General features: G+C 39.3%; 20 protein-coding genes and 1 pseudogene. 8 read left to right on the top strand and 13 right to left on the bottom strand.

Annotated elements, in window-relative coordinates; genetic code table 11:
- Nucleotides 1-21: 21 nt before the first annotated feature.
- Nucleotides 22-303 carry a YlaN family protein gene (locus tag ACTJKA_RS05120; RefSeq protein WP_003212509.1) on the bottom strand — a complete coding sequence of 94 codons (282 nt, stop codon included), beginning with the start codon at nt 301-303 and terminating at the stop codon, nt 22-24.
- Nucleotides 304-425: 122 nt separating this feature from the next.
- Nucleotides 426-1,355: a glutaminase A gene (gene glsA, locus ACTJKA_RS05115; protein ID WP_440607650.1), complete on the bottom strand. Its 930-nt coding sequence runs from the start codon at nt 1,353-1,355 to the stop codon at nt 426-428.
- 120 nt (nt 1,356-1,475) lie between these two features.
- Here glsA and ACTJKA_RS05110 point away from each other — a divergent pair, with 120 nt between their 5' ends.
- Nucleotides 1,476-1,958 (top strand): hypothetical protein, encoded by a 483-nt coding sequence (locus ACTJKA_RS05110; RefSeq protein WP_008345056.1) that lies wholly within the window; start codon nt 1,476-1,478, stop codon nt 1,956-1,958.
- Nucleotides 1,959-1,973: 15 nt separating this feature from the next.
- Here the strand turns inward: ACTJKA_RS05110 and ACTJKA_RS05105 are convergent, their stop codons facing one another.
- Nucleotides 1,974-3,296: a PhoH family protein gene (locus tag ACTJKA_RS05105; RefSeq protein ID WP_025207279.1), complete on the bottom strand. Its 1,323-nt coding sequence runs from the start codon at nt 3,294-3,296 to the stop codon at nt 1,974-1,976.
- A gap of 140 nt (nt 3,297-3,436) precedes the next feature.
- Here ACTJKA_RS05105 and ACTJKA_RS05100 point away from each other — a divergent pair, with 140 nt between their 5' ends.
- Both ACTJKA_RS05100 and ACTJKA_RS05095 read left to right on the top strand, forming a co-directional pair.
- Nucleotides 3,437-4,054 carry a YhcN/YlaJ family sporulation lipoprotein gene (locus tag ACTJKA_RS05100; RefSeq protein ID WP_019743435.1) on the top strand — a complete coding sequence of 206 codons (618 nt, stop codon included), beginning with the start codon at nt 3,437-3,439 and terminating at the stop codon, nt 4,052-4,054.
- A 105-nt stretch (nt 4,055-4,159) separates the two neighbouring features.
- The gene (locus ACTJKA_RS05095; protein WP_008345063.1) at nt 4,160-4,390 is read left to right on the top strand and encodes a YlaI family protein; all 231 of its coding nucleotides are present in this window, start codon (nt 4,160-4,162) and stop codon (nt 4,388-4,390) included.
- Nucleotides 4,391-4,419: 29 nt separating this feature from the next.
- Here the strand turns inward: ACTJKA_RS05095 and ACTJKA_RS05090 are convergent, their stop codons facing one another.
- Nucleotides 4,420-4,701 carry a YlaH-like family protein gene (locus tag ACTJKA_RS05090; RefSeq protein WP_045034298.1) on the bottom strand — a complete coding sequence of 94 codons (282 nt, stop codon included), beginning with the start codon at nt 4,699-4,701 and terminating at the stop codon, nt 4,420-4,422.
- A gap of 96 nt (nt 4,702-4,797) precedes the next feature.
- Nucleotides 4,798-6,636 (bottom strand): translational GTPase TypA, encoded by a 1,839-nt coding sequence (gene typA / locus ACTJKA_RS05085; RefSeq protein ID WP_008345068.1) that lies wholly within the window; start codon nt 6,634-6,636, stop codon nt 4,798-4,800.
- Nucleotides 6,637-6,749: 113 nt separating this feature from the next.
- Here typA and ACTJKA_RS05080 point away from each other — a divergent pair, with 113 nt between their 5' ends.
- Nucleotides 6,750-6,929: a DUF5325 family protein gene (locus ACTJKA_RS05080; protein WP_008345070.1), complete on the top strand. Its 180-nt coding sequence runs from the start codon at nt 6,750-6,752 to the stop codon at nt 6,927-6,929.
- Nucleotides 6,930-7,202: 273 nt separating this feature from the next.
- Nucleotides 7,203-7,838, top strand: a complete 636-nt coding sequence (locus ACTJKA_RS05075) for a hypothetical protein (RefSeq protein WP_017359387.1) — start codon at nt 7,203-7,205, stop codon at nt 7,836-7,838.
- A gap of 58 nt (nt 7,839-7,896) precedes the next feature.
- Here ACTJKA_RS05075 and ACTJKA_RS05070 read toward each other — a convergent pair whose 3' ends face one another.
- The 6 genes and pseudogenes from ACTJKA_RS05070 to ACTJKA_RS05045 all read right to left on the bottom strand — a co-directional run bounded on the left by ACTJKA_RS05070 (nt 7,897) and on the right by ACTJKA_RS05045 (nt 12,095).
- Entirely contained in the window at nt 7,897-8,160 is a 264-nt protein-coding gene (locus ACTJKA_RS05070; protein ID WP_234703956.1) for an anti-sigma factor family protein, read from the bottom strand.
- A pseudogene (locus ACTJKA_RS05065) lies at nt 8,157-8,677 on the bottom strand (RNA polymerase sigma factor). Before ACTJKA_RS05065 ends, ACTJKA_RS05070 begins: the two are co-directional and overlap by 4 nt.
- Nucleotides 8,677-8,940 carry a hypothetical protein gene (locus ACTJKA_RS05060; protein WP_336749757.1) on the bottom strand — a complete coding sequence of 88 codons (264 nt, stop codon included), beginning with the start codon at nt 8,938-8,940 and terminating at the stop codon, nt 8,677-8,679. Before ACTJKA_RS05060 ends, ACTJKA_RS05065 begins: the two are co-directional and overlap by 1 nt.
- Nucleotides 8,930-10,783, bottom strand: coding sequence for a hypothetical protein (locus ACTJKA_RS05055; protein WP_265153976.1), 1,854 nt, complete (start codon nt 10,781-10,783; stop codon nt 8,930-8,932). Before ACTJKA_RS05055 ends, ACTJKA_RS05060 begins: the two co-directional genes overlap by 11 nt.
- 183 nt (nt 10,784-10,966) lie before the next feature.
- Entirely contained in the window at nt 10,967-11,773 is an 807-nt protein-coding gene (locus ACTJKA_RS05050) for an inositol monophosphatase family protein (RefSeq protein WP_035700627.1), read from the bottom strand.
- Between the two features lie 133 nt (nt 11,774-11,906).
- Nucleotides 11,907-12,095 (bottom strand): hypothetical protein, encoded by a 189-nt coding sequence (locus tag ACTJKA_RS05045; protein ID WP_008345085.1) that lies wholly within the window; start codon nt 12,093-12,095, stop codon nt 11,907-11,909.
- A gap of 287 nt (nt 12,096-12,382) precedes the next feature.
- Here ACTJKA_RS05045 and ACTJKA_RS05040 point away from each other — a divergent pair, with 287 nt between their 5' ends.
- Complete coding sequence (locus tag ACTJKA_RS05040) at nt 12,383-13,018, top strand: DUF1054 domain-containing protein (protein WP_035392176.1); 636 nt, start codon at nt 12,383-12,385, stop codon at nt 13,016-13,018.
- A 31-nt stretch (nt 13,019-13,049) separates the two neighbouring features.
- Here ACTJKA_RS05040 and ACTJKA_RS05035 read toward each other — a convergent pair whose 3' ends face one another.
- On the bottom strand, nt 13,050-13,319 hold the full coding sequence (locus ACTJKA_RS05035) for a UPF0223 family protein (RefSeq protein ID WP_265154733.1): 270 nt from the start codon (nt 13,317-13,319) through the stop codon (nt 13,050-13,052).
- 190 nt (nt 13,320-13,509) lie between these two features.
- Here ACTJKA_RS05035 and ACTJKA_RS05030 point away from each other — a divergent pair, with 190 nt between their 5' ends.
- Complete coding sequence (locus ACTJKA_RS05030; protein WP_250026536.1) at nt 13,510-14,982, top strand: aminotransferase class I/II-fold pyridoxal phosphate-dependent enzyme; 1,473 nt, start codon at nt 13,510-13,512, stop codon at nt 14,980-14,982.
- Between the two features lie 43 nt (nt 14,983-15,025).
- On the opposite strand, the gene ACTJKA_RS05025 is transcribed toward ACTJKA_RS05030, so the two are convergent.
- Nucleotides 15,026-15,145: a GapA-binding peptide SR1P gene (locus ACTJKA_RS05025; protein ID WP_003212464.1), complete on the bottom strand. Its 120-nt coding sequence runs from the start codon at nt 15,143-15,145 to the stop codon at nt 15,026-15,028.
- Nucleotides 15,146-15,462: 317 nt separating this feature from the next.
- On the opposite strand from ACTJKA_RS05025, the gene ACTJKA_RS05020 reads away from it, so the two are divergent.
- On the top strand, nt 15,463-15,843 hold the full coding sequence (locus ACTJKA_RS05020; protein WP_223255627.1) for a hypothetical protein: 381 nt from the start codon (nt 15,463-15,465) through the stop codon (nt 15,841-15,843).
- Nucleotides 15,844-16,055: the final 212 nt, after the last annotated feature.

Genomic DNA, 16,055 nt, shown 5'->3' with positions numbered 1-16,055 from the left:
GGAAGTTTGAGTTTTCAATCATTATTTTTTTGTGAACGCATCATGAAGTGCGGATAGTTCTCTCTCAAGTTTATCGAGTAGTTTTTTGCCTTCATGTTGATCAACTAATCCAAGCCGGACAGCGAAATCAATTTCTCTCGATAATCCGAACATTTGAGTATCTAAAACCTCTTCATAAAGAGGACATTGCGGCATCGTTAAGTTGTCCATTTGCACTTGGATCAATTTTAAAATTTTATCTGCATCCAATTTTAATAAAGCCAGTGCTTTTTGCCGATGATCGACTAAAATTTCTGACGCCAAAAGTATCCCTCCGTTCCCCAGGCGAGTACCTAATTCTTCTATTTATCATAAAGCGAAACGCCCAAAATTGCAAGCAGATTTGTACAGTTCGCTCTGTAAAAATAAAAAGAAGCCATTCGTTATTAAAAGATACTCATCTCATATTTTTCACTCATGAGCTCAAGCAGCTTAATACCCGCAATACTATTCCCTTTTTCATCCAAAGCAGGTCCGAATATACCTATCCCAAAGTCGTATGGCGCCGCCCCCATAATTCCGCCTGAAACACCACTTTTAGCAGGGATTCCGATATTGATCGCAAATTCCCCGCTCGCATTGTACATACCGCATGTAACCATAAACGTTTTACAAATTCTAGCGACATCTTTCGAAAGGATTTGCTTTCCTGTCTCTGGATGCCTGCCATCTAATGAAAAAACACATGCGATCTTCGCCAAATCCAGGCTGTTCATCCTGACGGCGCATTGCTTCGTATAGACGTCCATCACCTCTTCTACATTCCCTTTAATGATATGATATTGCTTCATATAATAGCACATTGCGCGGTTAATCATTGATGTTTCAAATTCGGATGCAGCGGTTTCTTTGCAATATGTAATGGTTGTGTCATTGGCAAGCTCTCTAATAAAACCAAGCAGCCGGTTCAGCTGATCTTGCGGCGTTGCCCCTCTTATTAAACTTGTAACGGCAAGCGCTCCTGCATTAATCATTGGGTTAAGCGGCTTATTTGGGCTTGCTGTCTCTAGTTTAATCATCGAATTAAACGGGTCGCCAGTCGGTTCTTGTCCAACATATTGAAACACTTTTTTCGGTCCTTCTTCTGAGAGCACGAGCGCCAGTGCTAATACTTTTGAAATACTTTGAAGGGTGAATCGTTTATCAACATTTCCTGCTGAGTGGCACGTATTACTCACATGATAAACAGCGACAGATAAATCCGATTGATCCGCTTTACCGAGTGCCGGAATATAGGATGCTACCTTTCCATTTTTGGCCACCTTTTTTGCCTCTTCTACAAATCGCTGAAGCTCTTCATTGTCACGACATGCCATGCCCAAAATCCTCCCTATTTTTCGTCTAATCGTAGTTTGTACAAGGAGGTGCATGTTTATGAAAGTGACAAAGCGGGCGAAAACTTCTATAATTTATGTTGGAAAGGGGTTGTCTTGAACATGAGCATTATTCAAATTAAGGGGAACGTACAATACAAGATCACCATTGATCCGAGTGTATGGATTTTTGATGACCGTAAATTTTTAATGGATTCATTTTTTGAGAAAAGTGCAGCAAACGAAGAGCAGCAGCTAGATCAGGAGCTTGATCAAGAGCGGGTCATAAGAGAAGGTCAAACACTTCCACCCACATTAAAAACAGAGAAAAAATACGAAAAAGAAAGACTTGTCACAGGCAGCTTCGGGATGAAACTTGGCGACATGATAAAAAATGCAGAACCGCTCGAACAAGCGGAGACGTGTGAATTTGTCACAGAAACAGAAACAATTGCTGTTCCGCTCTCTAAGGCGATGGATAGCATTGCCCATTTCAGCCAAAATGGAAAACCTATAACAGAAGAAGGACCAATCCACGTTTATTTCGAGGATCAGTCCAACATCACTCAGCCGATTAAAGGCGTCAAAGAGTTAATCATTACATAAGATGGCGGGTCTGGACTATAATAAATCAGCTGCAAGCTGTGCAAGTCCAGACCTTTCTCCTTTGACAAGCTTGACATGTCCAGATATTTGCTGCCCTTTGAAACGCTCAATGACATATGTGAGCCCATTATTTAAGCTGTCTAAATAAGGGTGATCAATCTGCTCTGGGTCTCCCATCAGCACAATTTTACTTCCCTCACCAACCCGCGTTAATAATGTTTTTACTTCGTGTTTTGTTAAGTTTTGCGCCTCATCGATAATGATAAATTGATCAGGGATACTTCTCCCGCGAATATACGTTAAAGCTTCCACTTGAATTGAACCGATGCCCGCTAGTATCGCATCGAGTTCACCAGGTTTTTTTGTGTTAAATAAAAATTCTAGGTTGTCATAGATCGGCTGCATCCACGGTCTGAGCTTCTCTTCTTTTTCGCCTGGCAAATACCCTAAGTCCTTACCGACAGGAACAATAGAGCGGGCCACGATGAGCTTTTTAAACATGCCGAGGTCCTCTGTCTGCATTAATCCAGCAGCAAGTGCAAGCAGTGTCTTTCCTGTTCCCGCTTTTCCGATAAGTGTCACAAGCGGAATATCGCGGCGTAAAAGTAACTCAAGCGCCATCGTTTGCTGGACATTTTTTGGGCGAATTCCCCAAATATGTTCTTGGTCATAAATAAGCCGTTTCACATGCTCTGCTTTTTGATCAAGCATCCCCAAAGCAGAACCACCCTCATTTCCCTTCATAATAACAAATTGATGAGGGTTTAATGGCGTTTGGGTGACGTCTTTTATCGGTAACTGATTTTGCTTATAAAATGTATTCAGCTGCTCAGTCGGAATATAGAGCTCGTGATAGCCGTTATCAATGTCTTCATTTTGCAGCACACGATCGCTTAAGAAATCCTCTGCTTGCAGACCAATGGCATCCGCCTTTACTCGCACTAGGACATCTTTGCTGACCAAAATAACAGGTCGGCCATCTGGTTTTGTTTCTTCCTCTAAGCTCAAATTCTTAGCAACAGCCAAAATCCGGTTATCGTTTGTTTTTTCAATGAAAATTTCTTGAAGTTCATGGAAAGAGCGATGATTCAGCTCAATACGCAGCGTTCCTTTTGACTCCAGCGTAATTTTTTCATGCAGTTTCCCTTTCGATCTCAACCCGTCGATTAAACGTGAGACACGTCGTGCGTTTTGCCCAACCTCGTCCATATATCTTTTTTTCGAGTCTACTTCTTCTAACACTACGGCCGGAATCACGACCTCGTTGTCTTCAAATGAAAAGATTGAATTCGGATCCTGTAATAACACATTTGTGTCTAATACATAAATTTTACTCAGGTCCTTCGCCTCCTGATCGGGGTTTCATTCATCCTTGTCTTTCCAAAAACGATTGTTAAAATATATGTTTTCATGAATAAAGTTAGAAGGTTAATTCAACAATAAAATAAATCATGCAGTTTGTGAAGGAGGGAATACACATGCGACTATTTTTGACGTTATTCATGGTTCAAACCATTCTTTTATTAGGCGCTTGCCAGCATCAAGAGAAGCCTTTGGCACAAGAACATCAAGACGGAAACAAGCATTTAGTAAGAGTATCAGACTCATCCAAGAAAAACACTGACAAAGCCCGCCCATCAACAGATGTGGCGCAGCACCTAGTGAATGTGACTGAGCATGTGGCAGATGTAAATGACGCAACAGCGATCGTCATCGGCAAGTACGCTGTCGTTGGCATTGATGTAAAAGATGATTTAGATAGAAGCAAAGTTGAAACCATTAAATATTCAGTCGCCAAAGCGCTGAAAAATGACCCAGAAGGTGCGAATGCTGTTGTCGTCGCTGATCCAGATACAGTGAGCCGTTTAAAGGAAATGGGCAAAGAAATTCAAGCTGGCAGACCAGTAAGCGGAATTATGGACGAACTAGCAGCCATTGTGGGCCGTGTTATGCCAGAAATGCCTCGAAATGAAATCGACCGTAACGAAACAGATCCGACGAATGATCCGAATCATCAGCTCAAACAACAAGATCAAAAGCAATTAGAAAAAAACCAAAACGATCAATCAAACCATCATATGAATCAGAAGAAATAATGAGAACGGCTTATATCTCTTGTGATATAAGCCTTTTTTATGCTGATTTTAAGTAGCTCAAAAAACATGCTATAATCAAGGCATGACCAAAGTGAGGTGAAAATGATGAGAGTGAAGTGCTCATTATGTGAAAAGCTTGAAACCATTAATGATGATACACTTGTTGCTAAACGGTTAAGAAATCGACCGATTCATACATATATGTGCGATGACTGCCAAGAAAGAATTAAAGTAAAGACAGAGGCACGCATCAAAACTGGCAGATTCTCTCTTTATCAAGATCCTGCGACGAAAGAGAAAAAGAAGAAAAAAGGAAAAAAAGAACAGAAGACATAAAAAAGACCTGACACAAGTTCAGGTCTTTTTTACGTACTCACTGTTCCTTCTTTTTTCGCACGATGCAGCCGTATTTTATAAATAATCAAAATGACAGCTGCCACAACCAGGCCTTCTGCTACTGGCAAGAAGATTCCTAGAAATGTGAGAAACGTGCAGCCAAAAATCAAAAACAAATAAATGACAAGTGCTTTTAAAATCGGTAAACGTCTAGCAAAGCCGAGTTTAAAAACAATAATCGCTAAAACAAGGATGGTGCCATATAGGAGCCACATCCCTGTTTGCGGATTTTCATCGACACGAAACAGCATCGCGAAAAAGGATAGATTCTCACTTACTTCCTGATCATTCAAAAAGATTCCCTCCCCTTATCTTTCAGGGTTCTATCTTTTTAATTCTTCATGGAATTAAGATAATCCTGCTAGCTTTTTCTTCTTCGCAGCTTTCTCACGTTCGTTTTTATCTAAAATTTTCTTTCTTAAACGGATCGATTCCGGTGTAACCTCACAGTATTCGTCTTCATTTAAGTACTCAAGAGATTCCTCAAGTGACATAATACGTGGTTTTTTCATGCTAACCGTTTGATCTTTTGTCGCTGAACGTACGTTTGTTTGTTGTTTCATACGGCTCACGTTGACAACAAGATCGTTTTCACGGTTATGCTCACCAACAATCATTCCTTGGTATACTTCAACACCCGGCTCAACGAAAATCACACCGCGCTCTTCAACGCCTTGGATTCCGTAAGCAGTTGCTTTACCTGTTTCCATTGAAACAAGTACACCTTGACGGCGTCCGCCAACTTGACCAGACTGCATCGGCTGGTAGCTGTCAAATGTATGGTTCAAAATACCAAAACCACGAGTTAATGAAAGAAATTCAGTTGTATATCCGATTAAACCACGTGATGGAACTGTAAAGATCAGGCGAACTTGACCGTTACCATTATTGATCATGTCAATCATTTCACCTTTTCTTGCACCCATTGATTCCATAACAGAGCCAGTATGCTCTTCAGGTACATCAATTTGAACACGCTCTACAGGCTCACATCGAACACCATCTACTTCTTTTACAATAACTTCTGGCTTCGATACTTGGAGTTCAAATCCTTCACGTCTCATATTCTCAATCAGAATTGATAAGTGAAGCTCACCGCGTCCTGATACGACCCAAGCATCAGGTGAATCCGTTGGATCTACACGAAGACTTACGTCTGTTTGAAGCTGCTGTTCTAAACGCTCTTCAATTTTACGTGATGTCACGTACTTTCCTTCACGGCCTGCAAACGGGCTGTTATTGACAACAAATGTCATTTGAAGTGTCGGCTCATCAATACGAAGGATCGGCAAAGCCTCTTGGTGTTCTACCGGGCAGACTGTTTCACCTACGTTGATGTCTTCCATACCAGATACTGCGACAAGATCTCCAGCTTTCGCTTCATTGATTTCCACTCGTTTTAACCCTTGGAAACCAAAAATCTTTGTCACGCGGAATTGTTTTACACTGCCATCCACTTTCATTAGAGCAACTTGCTGTCCTACTTGCATCGTTCCTCTAAATACACGGCCAATTCCAATTCTTCCAACATAATCATTGTAATCAAGTAGCGCCACTTGGAATTGAAGCGGCTCTTCATGGTTGTCGACTGGGCATGGGATATGGTTGACAATCGCTTCAAACAACGATTCCATGTTTTCATCTTGCTTACTAGCATCGTTACTTGCTGTACCATTGATTGCTGATGCATATACAACTGGGAATTCAAGCTGTTCTTCTGTTGCATCCAATTCAATGAACAAGTCAATGACTTCATCAACTACTTCAGCTGGACGAGCAAAGTCACGGTCAATTTTATTGACAACAACAATTGGTGTTAAGTTTTGCTCAAGTGCTTTTTTTAGCACGAATCGTGTTTGAGGCATACAACCTTCATATGCATCCACAACGAGAAGTACACCATCTACCATTTTCATGATACGCTCAACTTCACCACCGAAATCGGCGTGTCCTGGTGTATCTAAAATATTAATGCGTGTATCTTTATAATGGATCGCAGTATTTTTAGCTAAGATCGTAATACCGCGCTCTCGCTCTAAATCATTTGAATCCATGGCTCTCTCAGCGATATTTTCATTCGCACGGAAAGTACCAGCTTGATGGAGCAATTGGTCAACAAGCGTCGTTTTACCATGGTCAACGTGGGCAATAATTGCGATGTTGCGAAGGTCTTTTCGAAGTTTCACATTTTCATCTCCTAAAATAATTAGATAACTTTCATATTATATCACAATCCCCTTTAAATGCCGATCGTTTTTCTGTAAACTTATATTAACTCTAAAAAAAGGGATGGAGACAAATGAAACAAATCAAATGGCTTCTATTATTATGTGCATTACTTGCCGTCGTCAGTATGGCGTTTATTGGAGTGTCTGTTGCAGAAAAAAGCATACTGGGAACATGCTTAAGTATTGTGTTCGCCATGATTTTCATGGGTACAGGATTTACATTAAAACGAAAATTAAACGTGCAATCATAAAATTTATGAAAAGCCTTTTACATTTTACATGTAGAAGGCTTTTATTTTGGGTAAAAACAAGACCAACCACCTATGTAACACTAATGATTCAACTAAAAATTTCATATAGTGTTGGCAAATCTAAGCAATCTGAACTCCTCCATTTTTCGACAAGAACTTTTATAGTTCTCCAAAATCAAACACAAAGTTACATTTTTCCTATTCTTCCACAAAGTTTCTCATGGTATGCTGTTCTTGCAACAAAATTTAACAGAAAAGGGAGAGAAAAGAAGCATGAAGAAGTTTTTGAGCAAATCGCTCAGCTCTGTTGTATTTTTCGCTTTAGCTATCATTTTTACTTTCACAACAGTAGCTCCTGGGCAAGCAAGTGCTGCAACTTTCAAAGGGATTCCTTTTGAGCAGCAACAAATTATTAAAGATTTATTGGAGAAAAACGAGCGTGTTATCAGCATTCTCATCAATTCATTTGTTGAGGAAGACAACAACTACACATTTGATGTGAAAAAAGCTGTTGAGCTCGGTCTGACTGAAGAAGAAGCGGCGACTGCTGAGAAATTCTTAGATCGCGCAGCTGTTCTTACAATCGTTTTCAGTGAAAGCATCACTAAAAACGAAAAAGGAAAATTAGTTTTTGATGCAGAAAAAGCTGTTGAACTTGGTCTTACTAAAGAAGAAGCAACTAAATTCGAAAAGCTTTTCAAATCAGTGATCAGAATTGCTGATCTTGCTGGTGATGCACTTGTTCTAGACAAAAAAGGAAACGTTGTAATTGATTCTAAAATCGCTAAAGGTCTTGGATTCAGCTCTACTGAATTACTTGTTTTCAACCAATTGCTTAAGAAAATTCCTCAAGAGCAATTAAAAACGTTCTATGATGCAGTTCAAATTGCTAAAGAAAAATTGAACTAAGCTCAAAAAACCCCCATCCGGTTCATCCAGATGGGGGTTCTTTCTTATATCCAATAGATCAAGAGCATGATGAGATAGACGATACTAAAAACGATACTTTTCCATAGTAGCGCTTTTCAAACTTTCTTTTTTCTTCTTTTTCATCTATGAACGGTATAAAATCTGTTGACTTTGCAATAGAGACTGGTTCTTTCATTTCTTCATATAGATAACGGCATTTTTTGCATGAACGTAAATGCTCATCCACTAATTGATTTGTTTCTTCACTCGTGTCCCCTTCTATATAAAGTGGTAATAGTTCTTCAATCAAATAACAGCTCATTTGTTGAACTCCTCACAATGTAGCTTTCGTTTCAGCTCTAATCTAGCTCGATGAAGGGTTGTCTTTACTTTAGATAAGGTCCAATTCAAAATTTCCGCTACTTCTTCATACGATAATTCCTGGATATCTCTTAAAATGAGGACTTCTCGGTAAGAATCCTTCAATTGATTGATCTGGCTCCACAGCCTTTGAATATCAGCTTGCGTTTCTAAATGGTCTTCAGGTGTCATGAATATCTGCTGCTCTAAAAAATCTGCTTTTTCTACATCCGTAAAAGTTCGTTTTACTTTTCGGCGATAGTCGTTGACAAATGTATGATAAGCAATGTTGTAAAGCCATGTTTTAATGCTTGAATGTCCTTTATAAAAGAGGATAATCCATGCAGTGCCTTGATAAATACATCCTGCGCAAGATCCTTGGCTGTTTCGACATTTCCCGTTCTGCGATATAAATATTTGGTGATTTCCTGAAAATATTCTTCATATATTTTTTCAATTTGATTGGTCGGTCTAGACATCAAAAATAAAACCACACAGTCATCCAAATTGATAAAACGATATAAAAGAAGTATAACGAAGAAATAAACCCCTTCATGCGTTTTAATTCGAGATAATCGTTCTGATCCTCAGTGTGGGCAGGAGCAAACTCATTTCCCTTAACAGAATGCTGAAACTTCTTTTCATGCGTCTTCATCCAGTTAGAAGCCTCTTCTCCAAGCTCCCCTTCCTGATACAATTCATATAAGTCTTGAAAGATGGCTTGTTTTTCTTTATCTGTCAAAACGTTGCACCTCTTTTGTTCGTCCATTTACTTCATATATTTTCCGCTCATTCGATCCGAAGGTTTGAATGATCACAAACCACGAAATGCGCATTTTCCCCTCTTTGTCGATCATTCTCACCGGCTTGATTTGTTTTTTATAGATGGCATAAGGTTCATACTTTTTGAGAACTTGCTGATAGACTTCATCACGTTCTTGATTCGATACCATATGCGGTAAAGAAGAGTCTGATTGCCAATTCAACTCAATTCCATCGGCATCTCTCGTCACATGAAGTAAATTTGATGACCCGTGAAAAGTATATTGTTTGTGTTCACGAGTTCCTGTTTCTGTCTTCACGTCTTTTGACTGTTCCCCTATCATTTCAAACAAATCTTCGTCACTGATATTTCCTTTTTTCTGTTGAAGAATCGCTTTTGATAGCTGTATTTTCAGCAATTCTTTCGTTGAACCATTAAACAGAAATTCAGATTGATCGGCTGTCTTTACCGCCACTTCATGCTGCCATTCAAAATAAAAAGCATCAACGTCTGTGATCTGGTAAGCTGGTGGCTGTAAATTTAACTTTTTATAAATACGATTAATTTTCGTTTTCATTTCTTTGTTTGTTAAATTGATCCCGTCTATATCCTTTAATTGAAAGATGGCGTTCCCATATTGCGCTTGTCGAAGCGTCTCTTTTTTCCATGTGGCAAACGCTAGGCTCTCATCTTTATTCTGAGACATTTTTGGCAAAAGAAGAACGCTTGTCTCCCCGTCTTCTTTTTCAACGACGATATGAATGTGCTCTAGATCAATGGATCGGCCGCTTCTTTCAAAAAATTCAATGGTTTTTTCCCTATATTCTTTATCGGTCAAATGCTGACCCTTTGAGCGACCATGATAAAAATAGCTGTTTAATTCACCTGTAAACGCAGAAACATTCACTTCATATTGATCGGCTGCAAACACATAGTTATAAGAGATCGGCTGTTTACTAGTCGTTGAATATAATGTAGTGTTCGATGGTACAAACTTTAAAGCGAATGCTTTCGCACTTGCTTCAGATAAAGGTCGATATTCTTCTGAGAAAGTATCTGTCAGTTCCGTTTTAGTAAATTGAAACATGATATGTGGGAGATTTAGGATCGGGTTCAGCATTAGCGTAAAAAAGACGACAATCCCCCCAGCACCCCACTGTCTCAACTTTACCTTGTTTTGTATTAACGCACATAACAAATGTAATGTCATAAAGCTTCCTGCGGCCGCCACTAAAATCACTATGGACTTAAACGAAGATTGCAGCTCATACTTCGAAATAGAAGGATAAAAAATATACAGCAGCGCAGTGAAAATCAAGCCATAGAAAAACAGCAATTCTTTCCACTTCTGGTGCCAAAACAAACGAAAGAATAGGTGAAGTACCAAAGCGGCAAAGCCAATCATAAGCAAAATGATGATCAAATCTCTCCATATCAGCTCCGTATCACCGCTGAGAAAGAACTTTTTGCTTTCAACTAACACAATAAATATCGTTTGACATAAGGGCAGAAGTAACACAGATAAATCAAACGCAAAAAACATGCCCCTATTTTTTAAATAAGGAAGAGAAATCACATAGAAAAGTGATGCAAGCAAGACATATCCATAGATGAGAAATTGCATGAAATCTGTCAGCACTTCAAATGTTTCGATCGTATACTGTCTAGCTAGCACTTGATGGATCATCTCAAGTGTCATACTCCCTAGCAGAACTACTCTTAATACGATTCCAGCATAAAATACATAACGACTCTTCTTTTCTTTCCATATGGGAAGTGTAATGAAAAGGACAAATAGTCCAAGCACACACCATTGAATCATGTGGATACTGTACTCATTTAAAATAAAAAACCTTTCAAAATGGAGGGATAAATCACTAAACAAATCAAACATCGCTACACAATCCTTTACTTCAAATTAAGGCCTCGTTCGTATAGACATTTGACTTGTCAAAAAGTTTCATCAAATACAAAAAATCACTTCATTCTCATGAAGTGATGTTGTTTATTTTTTATTTCCGCTTCCCTTTATGTAATCATGCAAGATTTTTTCACAGACGGATCGATTTCCAGCAACAATGCTATTTTTCTCTAGAAACGTCAAGCGTTCTCCGTGAATATTCGAGTAAACAGCGCCTACCTCATCAAGTAACACACATCCAGCAGCATAATCCCAAGGCGCTAACCTTAACGTGACATATGCGTCGCTTCTTCCGCTTGCAATATAAGCCAGTTCAAGTGCAGCTGATCCAATCGTTCTTGTTCCTCTCACATCGCGTACGAGACGGGCAAACGGCTTAGCGTCAAAATGGGGGCTTTCAATCGCCCATGTTGGGTTAATGCCGACAATGGCTTTTTCAATGGCGACATCTTTTAAAGGCGGGAGTAAGATATCGTTCATATACGCCCCTTCTCCTTTGACTGCATGATAGAGCTCGTCATGGATGACGTCATAAATAAGACCGATTTTCCCCACACCATGTTCAAATATCCCAATTGAAATGGCAAAATTTCGTTTTTGATGGACAAAGTTCATGGTGCCATCAATTGGATCAATGATCCATACGATCCCATCAAGAGAGGTCACTTCTTCCCCTTGGCCCTCTTCTCCTAAAATATGATGATCTGAAAATGTCGACTGTATCTTTTCAATGAAGAAACGTTCTGTTTCTTTATCGATGTTTGTGACAAGATCATTTGGATTTGATTTTGTTTCAATTGATAGACCTTCCTGCATGGATTCTTTAATGCGGCTACCCGCTTCTTTTACCCAAAGCTTTGCAAGTCGGTCAATTTCCACCCAGTTTGTCATCGGACTGTAAACCTCTTTTCTATGTAGTACCTATTTGTATTAGCATACTGATATTATGTACGTAAAAGCAAGAAAAAAGCAGCTTCATACAAAAACGAACCGATAAATTGGTTCGTTTTTACCTCACCTTGTTTTACCCTTGAAGCTGCTCCCATTCTTTTCTTAGGCGCTCAAGCTTTCGTTTGCTGCGTTCTACTTGGATATCATCTTTTTGCTCGATGGCTTCATGAAGCGTAGAAAGTTCATAATCAACCTCTAATCTCCACACAGCGATGCGATTCTTCTTCTCTTGTCTATACCCATGCTTCACGATTTGCTTCATTGGTCAACGCCCCTTCCAGAGAATGATTCATTCCTTGTCAGTTTTCATTGATAAAAAATACAATCGATAAGAGAAATGGTTCTTGCTTATATCGTATGAAGCGATCGCATAACCGCAACGACATTCTGAAAATTGTGTTTTTACCTATTTGTTATGTACCACAAAATCGATGTTTTTAAACGCCGAACCAAGATCCCTGCTATCTTTCTCTTTAAAGTGCATCTTTTTTTGAGCTTGACCCAAGCTATGATAAAATATGATCAGCGAAAAGATACAGGAGGCATAACATGAGTGAAATGCGTTTTAGAGATGAAGATTTTGAAACATTCACAGTAGACGGTTTAGATGAACGTATGGCCGTATTAAAAGAGAGAGTCCGTCCAAAGCTTGAAGCACTTGGTGAACATTTTGCACCGCTTCTTTCTTCTATTACAGGAGACGAAATGTTTGTCCACGTGGCAAAACATGCAAGAAGATCAGTCAACCCGCCAAATGACACTTGGGTGGCTTTCGCTAACAGTAAGCGTGGGTATAAAAAGCTCCCTCATTTTCAAATTGGGCTTTGGAAAACTCATGTATTTGTATGGTTTGCGCTCATTTATGAATCTCCAGTAAAAGGTGAATATGGGCAATTATTCGAAAAAGAGCTGGACACGATCCAAAAGAAAATACCGCAAGACTTTGTTTGGTCTAAGGATCATATGAAACCGGACGTCCTCCGCCACAGCGAACTTGATGCTGAACAGCTGAGAACACTATTTGAACGTGTTCAAACAGTCAAAAAGGCCGAACTCCTTTGCGGCATCCAGCTTCCTAGAGAAGAAGTTGTTCAAATGAATAATGAAGAATTCTTATCAAAAATTGAAGATGCCTTCCGCACAGTAACTTATCTATACCGCTTTACACAAAAAGAATCTGTATAAAAAAACGAGCCTATCTATATAGGCTCGTTTTTTACATCCGTATCATAGCTGTTTCTTCAGCCTCTCTTGCGCTTTTTACTGTGCGATAAGGGGAATACCCACTTCCCTTTTCAAACGCCGTACAATGCGTCTTTTCTTCTGCTTTTGATGGTACAACTTCTTTAAATCGTTTATAAGCCTCTAGTAACGCTTGTTTCGCAATTCCTGTTTCATAGGCTTTTTCAACGGCTTGAAAAAATGAAATGACCGCCATCTTTTCTTCAGTTGTCCAGTCGACGTCCATTGGATATTGATATTCCATTTACTTGTCCCTCACTTTAATCCACATTTCTTATTTGAACTTTTATTATAGCATCTGTTTGATCAGAATCCGATTGATTTTATGCTTTACATTCCGATCAGTTCATAATATAATTCTTTTGTTTTATGCAATGAAATCTGCTGTTATTGGGATAATAATAGCAGGTATTTCGATGAAGGTGGGAAAGCAATTGTCACAACATGATACACCCTTATACACTGGACTAAAAAAACACGCTTCAACCAATCCAGTCCAATTTCACATTCCAGGCCATAAAAAAGGAGCCGGAATGGACCCTGAATTTAGAGCATTCATTGGAGACAATGCATTAAGCATTGACCTTATTAATATAGAACCTCTTGATGATTTACATTCGCCTCGAGGAATGATCAAAGAAGCACAGGAGCTTGCAGCAGAAGCATTTGGTGCCGACCATACGTTTTTCTCTATACAAGGAACAAGCGGCGCGATCATGACAATGGTGATGACCGTCTGTGGTCCTGGAGACAAAATTATTGTTCCACGTAATGTCCATAAGTCGATTATGTCTGCTATTGTATTTTCTGGTGCAGTACCTGTTTTTATTCACCCGGAAATTGACAAAGAGCTTGGCATCTCTCATGGCATCACGCCAGAGTCAGCTAAAAAAGCGCTGACTAAACACCCAGATGCGAAAGGGCTGCTTGTGATTAACCCAACGTATTTTGGCATTTCAGCTGATTTAAAAACCATTGTAGACATTGCTCATTCATATGACGTACCTGTTCTTGTAGATGAGGCACATGGTGTGCATATTCATTTTCACGATGAGCTTCCATTGTCTGCGATGCAGGCGGGAGCTGATATGGCAGCAACAAGTGTGCATAAACTTGGTGGCTCTCTCACCCAAAGCTCGATTTTAAATATAAAAGAAGGGCTTGTTTCAAAGGATCGAGTACAATCTATTTTAAGCATGCTGACAACTACGTCTACTTCTTATTTGCTTTTAGCCTCCCTGGATGTCGCTAGAAAGCGATTAGCGACTGAAGGAAAGGCACTTGCAGATGAAGCCATTCGATTAGCTGAATCAGCAAGAACTCGTTTAAACGAAATTGAAGGTATTACTTGTATTGGTCAAGAAATTCTCGGTTCACCTTCTACTTACGATTATGACCCAACAAAATTAATCATCTCCATTAAAGACCTTGGTCTCAATGGCCATGATGTGGAGAAATGGCTAAGAGAAAGCTACCGAATTGAAGTAGAGCTCTCTGACCTATACAATATTTTATGTATCGTGACGCCTGGCGATTGTGATGAGACGATTGATACGCTTGTAACGGCTATGAAGGAAATTGCGGCCATCTCTGCACGTCAAGGCGGCAAACAAGCCGTGACAGAAGTGTTACTGCCTGAGATCCCTTCGCTTGCGATGACGCCGCGTGACGCTTTTTACGCAACAACGGAAGTCATTCCATTTAAAGAAGCGGCTGGCCGTATCATTGCAGAATTTGTCATGGTTTATCCGCCTGGTATTCCTATTTTTATACCAGGAGAAATCATCACAGAAGAAAATATCTCCTATATCTTTAAAAATATCGAAATCGGTCTTCCTGTTCAAGGACCAGAAGATTCCACACTAGATATGATTCGTGTCATTAAAGAACAAAAAGCCATTTTATAAAAAAGAAACATGCAGCCCCCATTGGAGCTGCATGCTTTTTTATTTATTCAGAGGCTTCATCACAGCAATGACAGTGACCACATGTTCCATAAAGTGTTGTCACTTTTTCATTTTCAAATTGATCAATGGTTTCATTGCAATCTTGACAAATAATTGTACCCACAGTACATTCCCCTTTTCTTTACTCAAAGTTTGAAAGCGTTTAATCTATTTCATATCTCTATAATATGATGTCACATTTAAGTTGTCAACGGTTAATTGTATGACACATTTAATCATTTTTTATAAATATATGCTTTTTTCTCATCATATTGAGGAAACGTTTCAAATGTATTTTGCTTCATATCAATTCTGTAACAATTAAGTAACAATCGAAAATTGTCAAAAAGGACGTGATACACTAGAGTGACTAACAGGGAACTGGCTCCTAAAAATGTTGGTACAACCCCAAAGGATTTTGAGGTGAATAGATTGAATTTTATGAGGACCCTTCTCATTATATTCCCTATGCTCTTTGTACTTAGTTCATGCTCATTTGCGTATATCATACCGAATCAGACAGACCAGGTCAGTCATATTCAAAAGCCAAGAATTCTCTTTTTTACTGATGCAGAAAATCTTGATAAAGAAAGTCCTTATTATGACGCAGTGCTCGATTTAAAAAATGAATATCCGAAGGAAATGTCCAAGATGATTGTCAAAGAAGATCGTAAAGGCTGGAAAAATGAAGTAGACGAACTGCCGGCTATTTTACTTGTCAATAATGAAAAGGTCATTGTGAAGGTGGAAGGTAATGTCCGAAGTAAAGAGGATATCTTATCACCCATATGCCAAGCATTAGATCGAGTGAATACAAATTAACGGTTCGACTTTGCACTTATATATCCATATGAAAAAAGCCCTCAGCTCATGAGGGCTTTTGGTTTTCAGCGACGTTTCACATACATAAAAAACCCCTCTCCGTGTGGAGAGGGGTTCAGCGTGTAGACAAACCCTCGCATTCTTTGTCAGTCCTGCGTGCTGGTGCTCACGAATGTCAAATTCGCTCCGCGCCAGTACTCGTCCTTCCTAGG

Origin of the sequence: Bacillus sp. 22190, from assembly GCF_052045575.1 — a bacterium.
In the GTDB taxonomy this organism is placed as follows: domain Bacteria; phylum Bacillota; class Bacilli; order Bacillales; family Bacillaceae; genus Bacillus; species Bacillus altitudinis.
Note: the sequence above shows the minus strand (reverse complement) of the source record. Positions and strands in the feature narration are given on the sequence as shown.

Coding starts and splice junctions, on each gene's coding strand:
- glsA (WP_440607650.1), bottom strand. CDS start 1,355: ATGGCATGTCGTGACAATGAAGAGCTTCAGCGATTTGTAGAAGAGGCA.
- ACTJKA_RS05110 (WP_008345056.1), top strand. CDS start 1,476: ATGAGCATTATTCAAATTAAGGGGAACGTACAATACAAGATCACCATT.
- ACTJKA_RS05100 (WP_019743435.1), top strand. CDS start 3,437: ATGCGACTATTTTTGACGTTATTCATGGTTCAAACCATTCTTTTATTA.
- ACTJKA_RS05095 (WP_008345063.1), top strand. CDS start 4,160: ATGAGAGTGAAGTGCTCATTATGTGAAAAGCTTGAAACCATTAATGAT.
- ACTJKA_RS05090 (WP_045034298.1), bottom strand. CDS start 4,701: ATGCTGTTTCGTGTCGATGAAAATCCGCAAACAGGGATGTGGCTCCTA.
- ACTJKA_RS05080 (WP_008345070.1), top strand. CDS start 6,750: ATGAAACAAATCAAATGGCTTCTATTATTATGTGCATTACTTGCCGTC.
- ACTJKA_RS05075 (WP_017359387.1), top strand. CDS start 7,203: ATGAAGAAGTTTTTGAGCAAATCGCTCAGCTCTGTTGTATTTTTCGCT.
- ACTJKA_RS05070 (WP_234703956.1), bottom strand. CDS start 8,160: ATGAGCTGTTATTTGATTGAAGAACTATTACCACTTTATATAGAAGGG.
- ACTJKA_RS05055 (WP_265153976.1), bottom strand. CDS start 10,783: ATGATTCAATGGTGTGTGCTTGGACTATTTGTCCTTTTCATTACACTT.
- ACTJKA_RS05050 (WP_035700627.1), bottom strand. CDS start 11,773: ATGACAAACTGGGTGGAAATTGACCGACTTGCAAAGCTTTGGGTAAAA.
- ACTJKA_RS05045 (WP_008345085.1), bottom strand. CDS start 12,095: ATGAAGCAAATCGTGAAGCATGGGTATAGACAAGAGAAGAAGAATCGC.
- ACTJKA_RS05040 (WP_035392176.1), top strand. CDS start 12,383: ATGAGTGAAATGCGTTTTAGAGATGAAGATTTTGAAACATTCACAGTA.
- ACTJKA_RS05035 (WP_265154733.1), bottom strand. CDS start 13,319: ATGGAATATCAATATCCAATGGACGTCGACTGGACAACTGAAGAAAAG.
- ACTJKA_RS05020 (WP_223255627.1), top strand. CDS start 15,463: ATGAGGACCCTTCTCATTATATTCCCTATGCTCTTTGTACTTAGTTCA.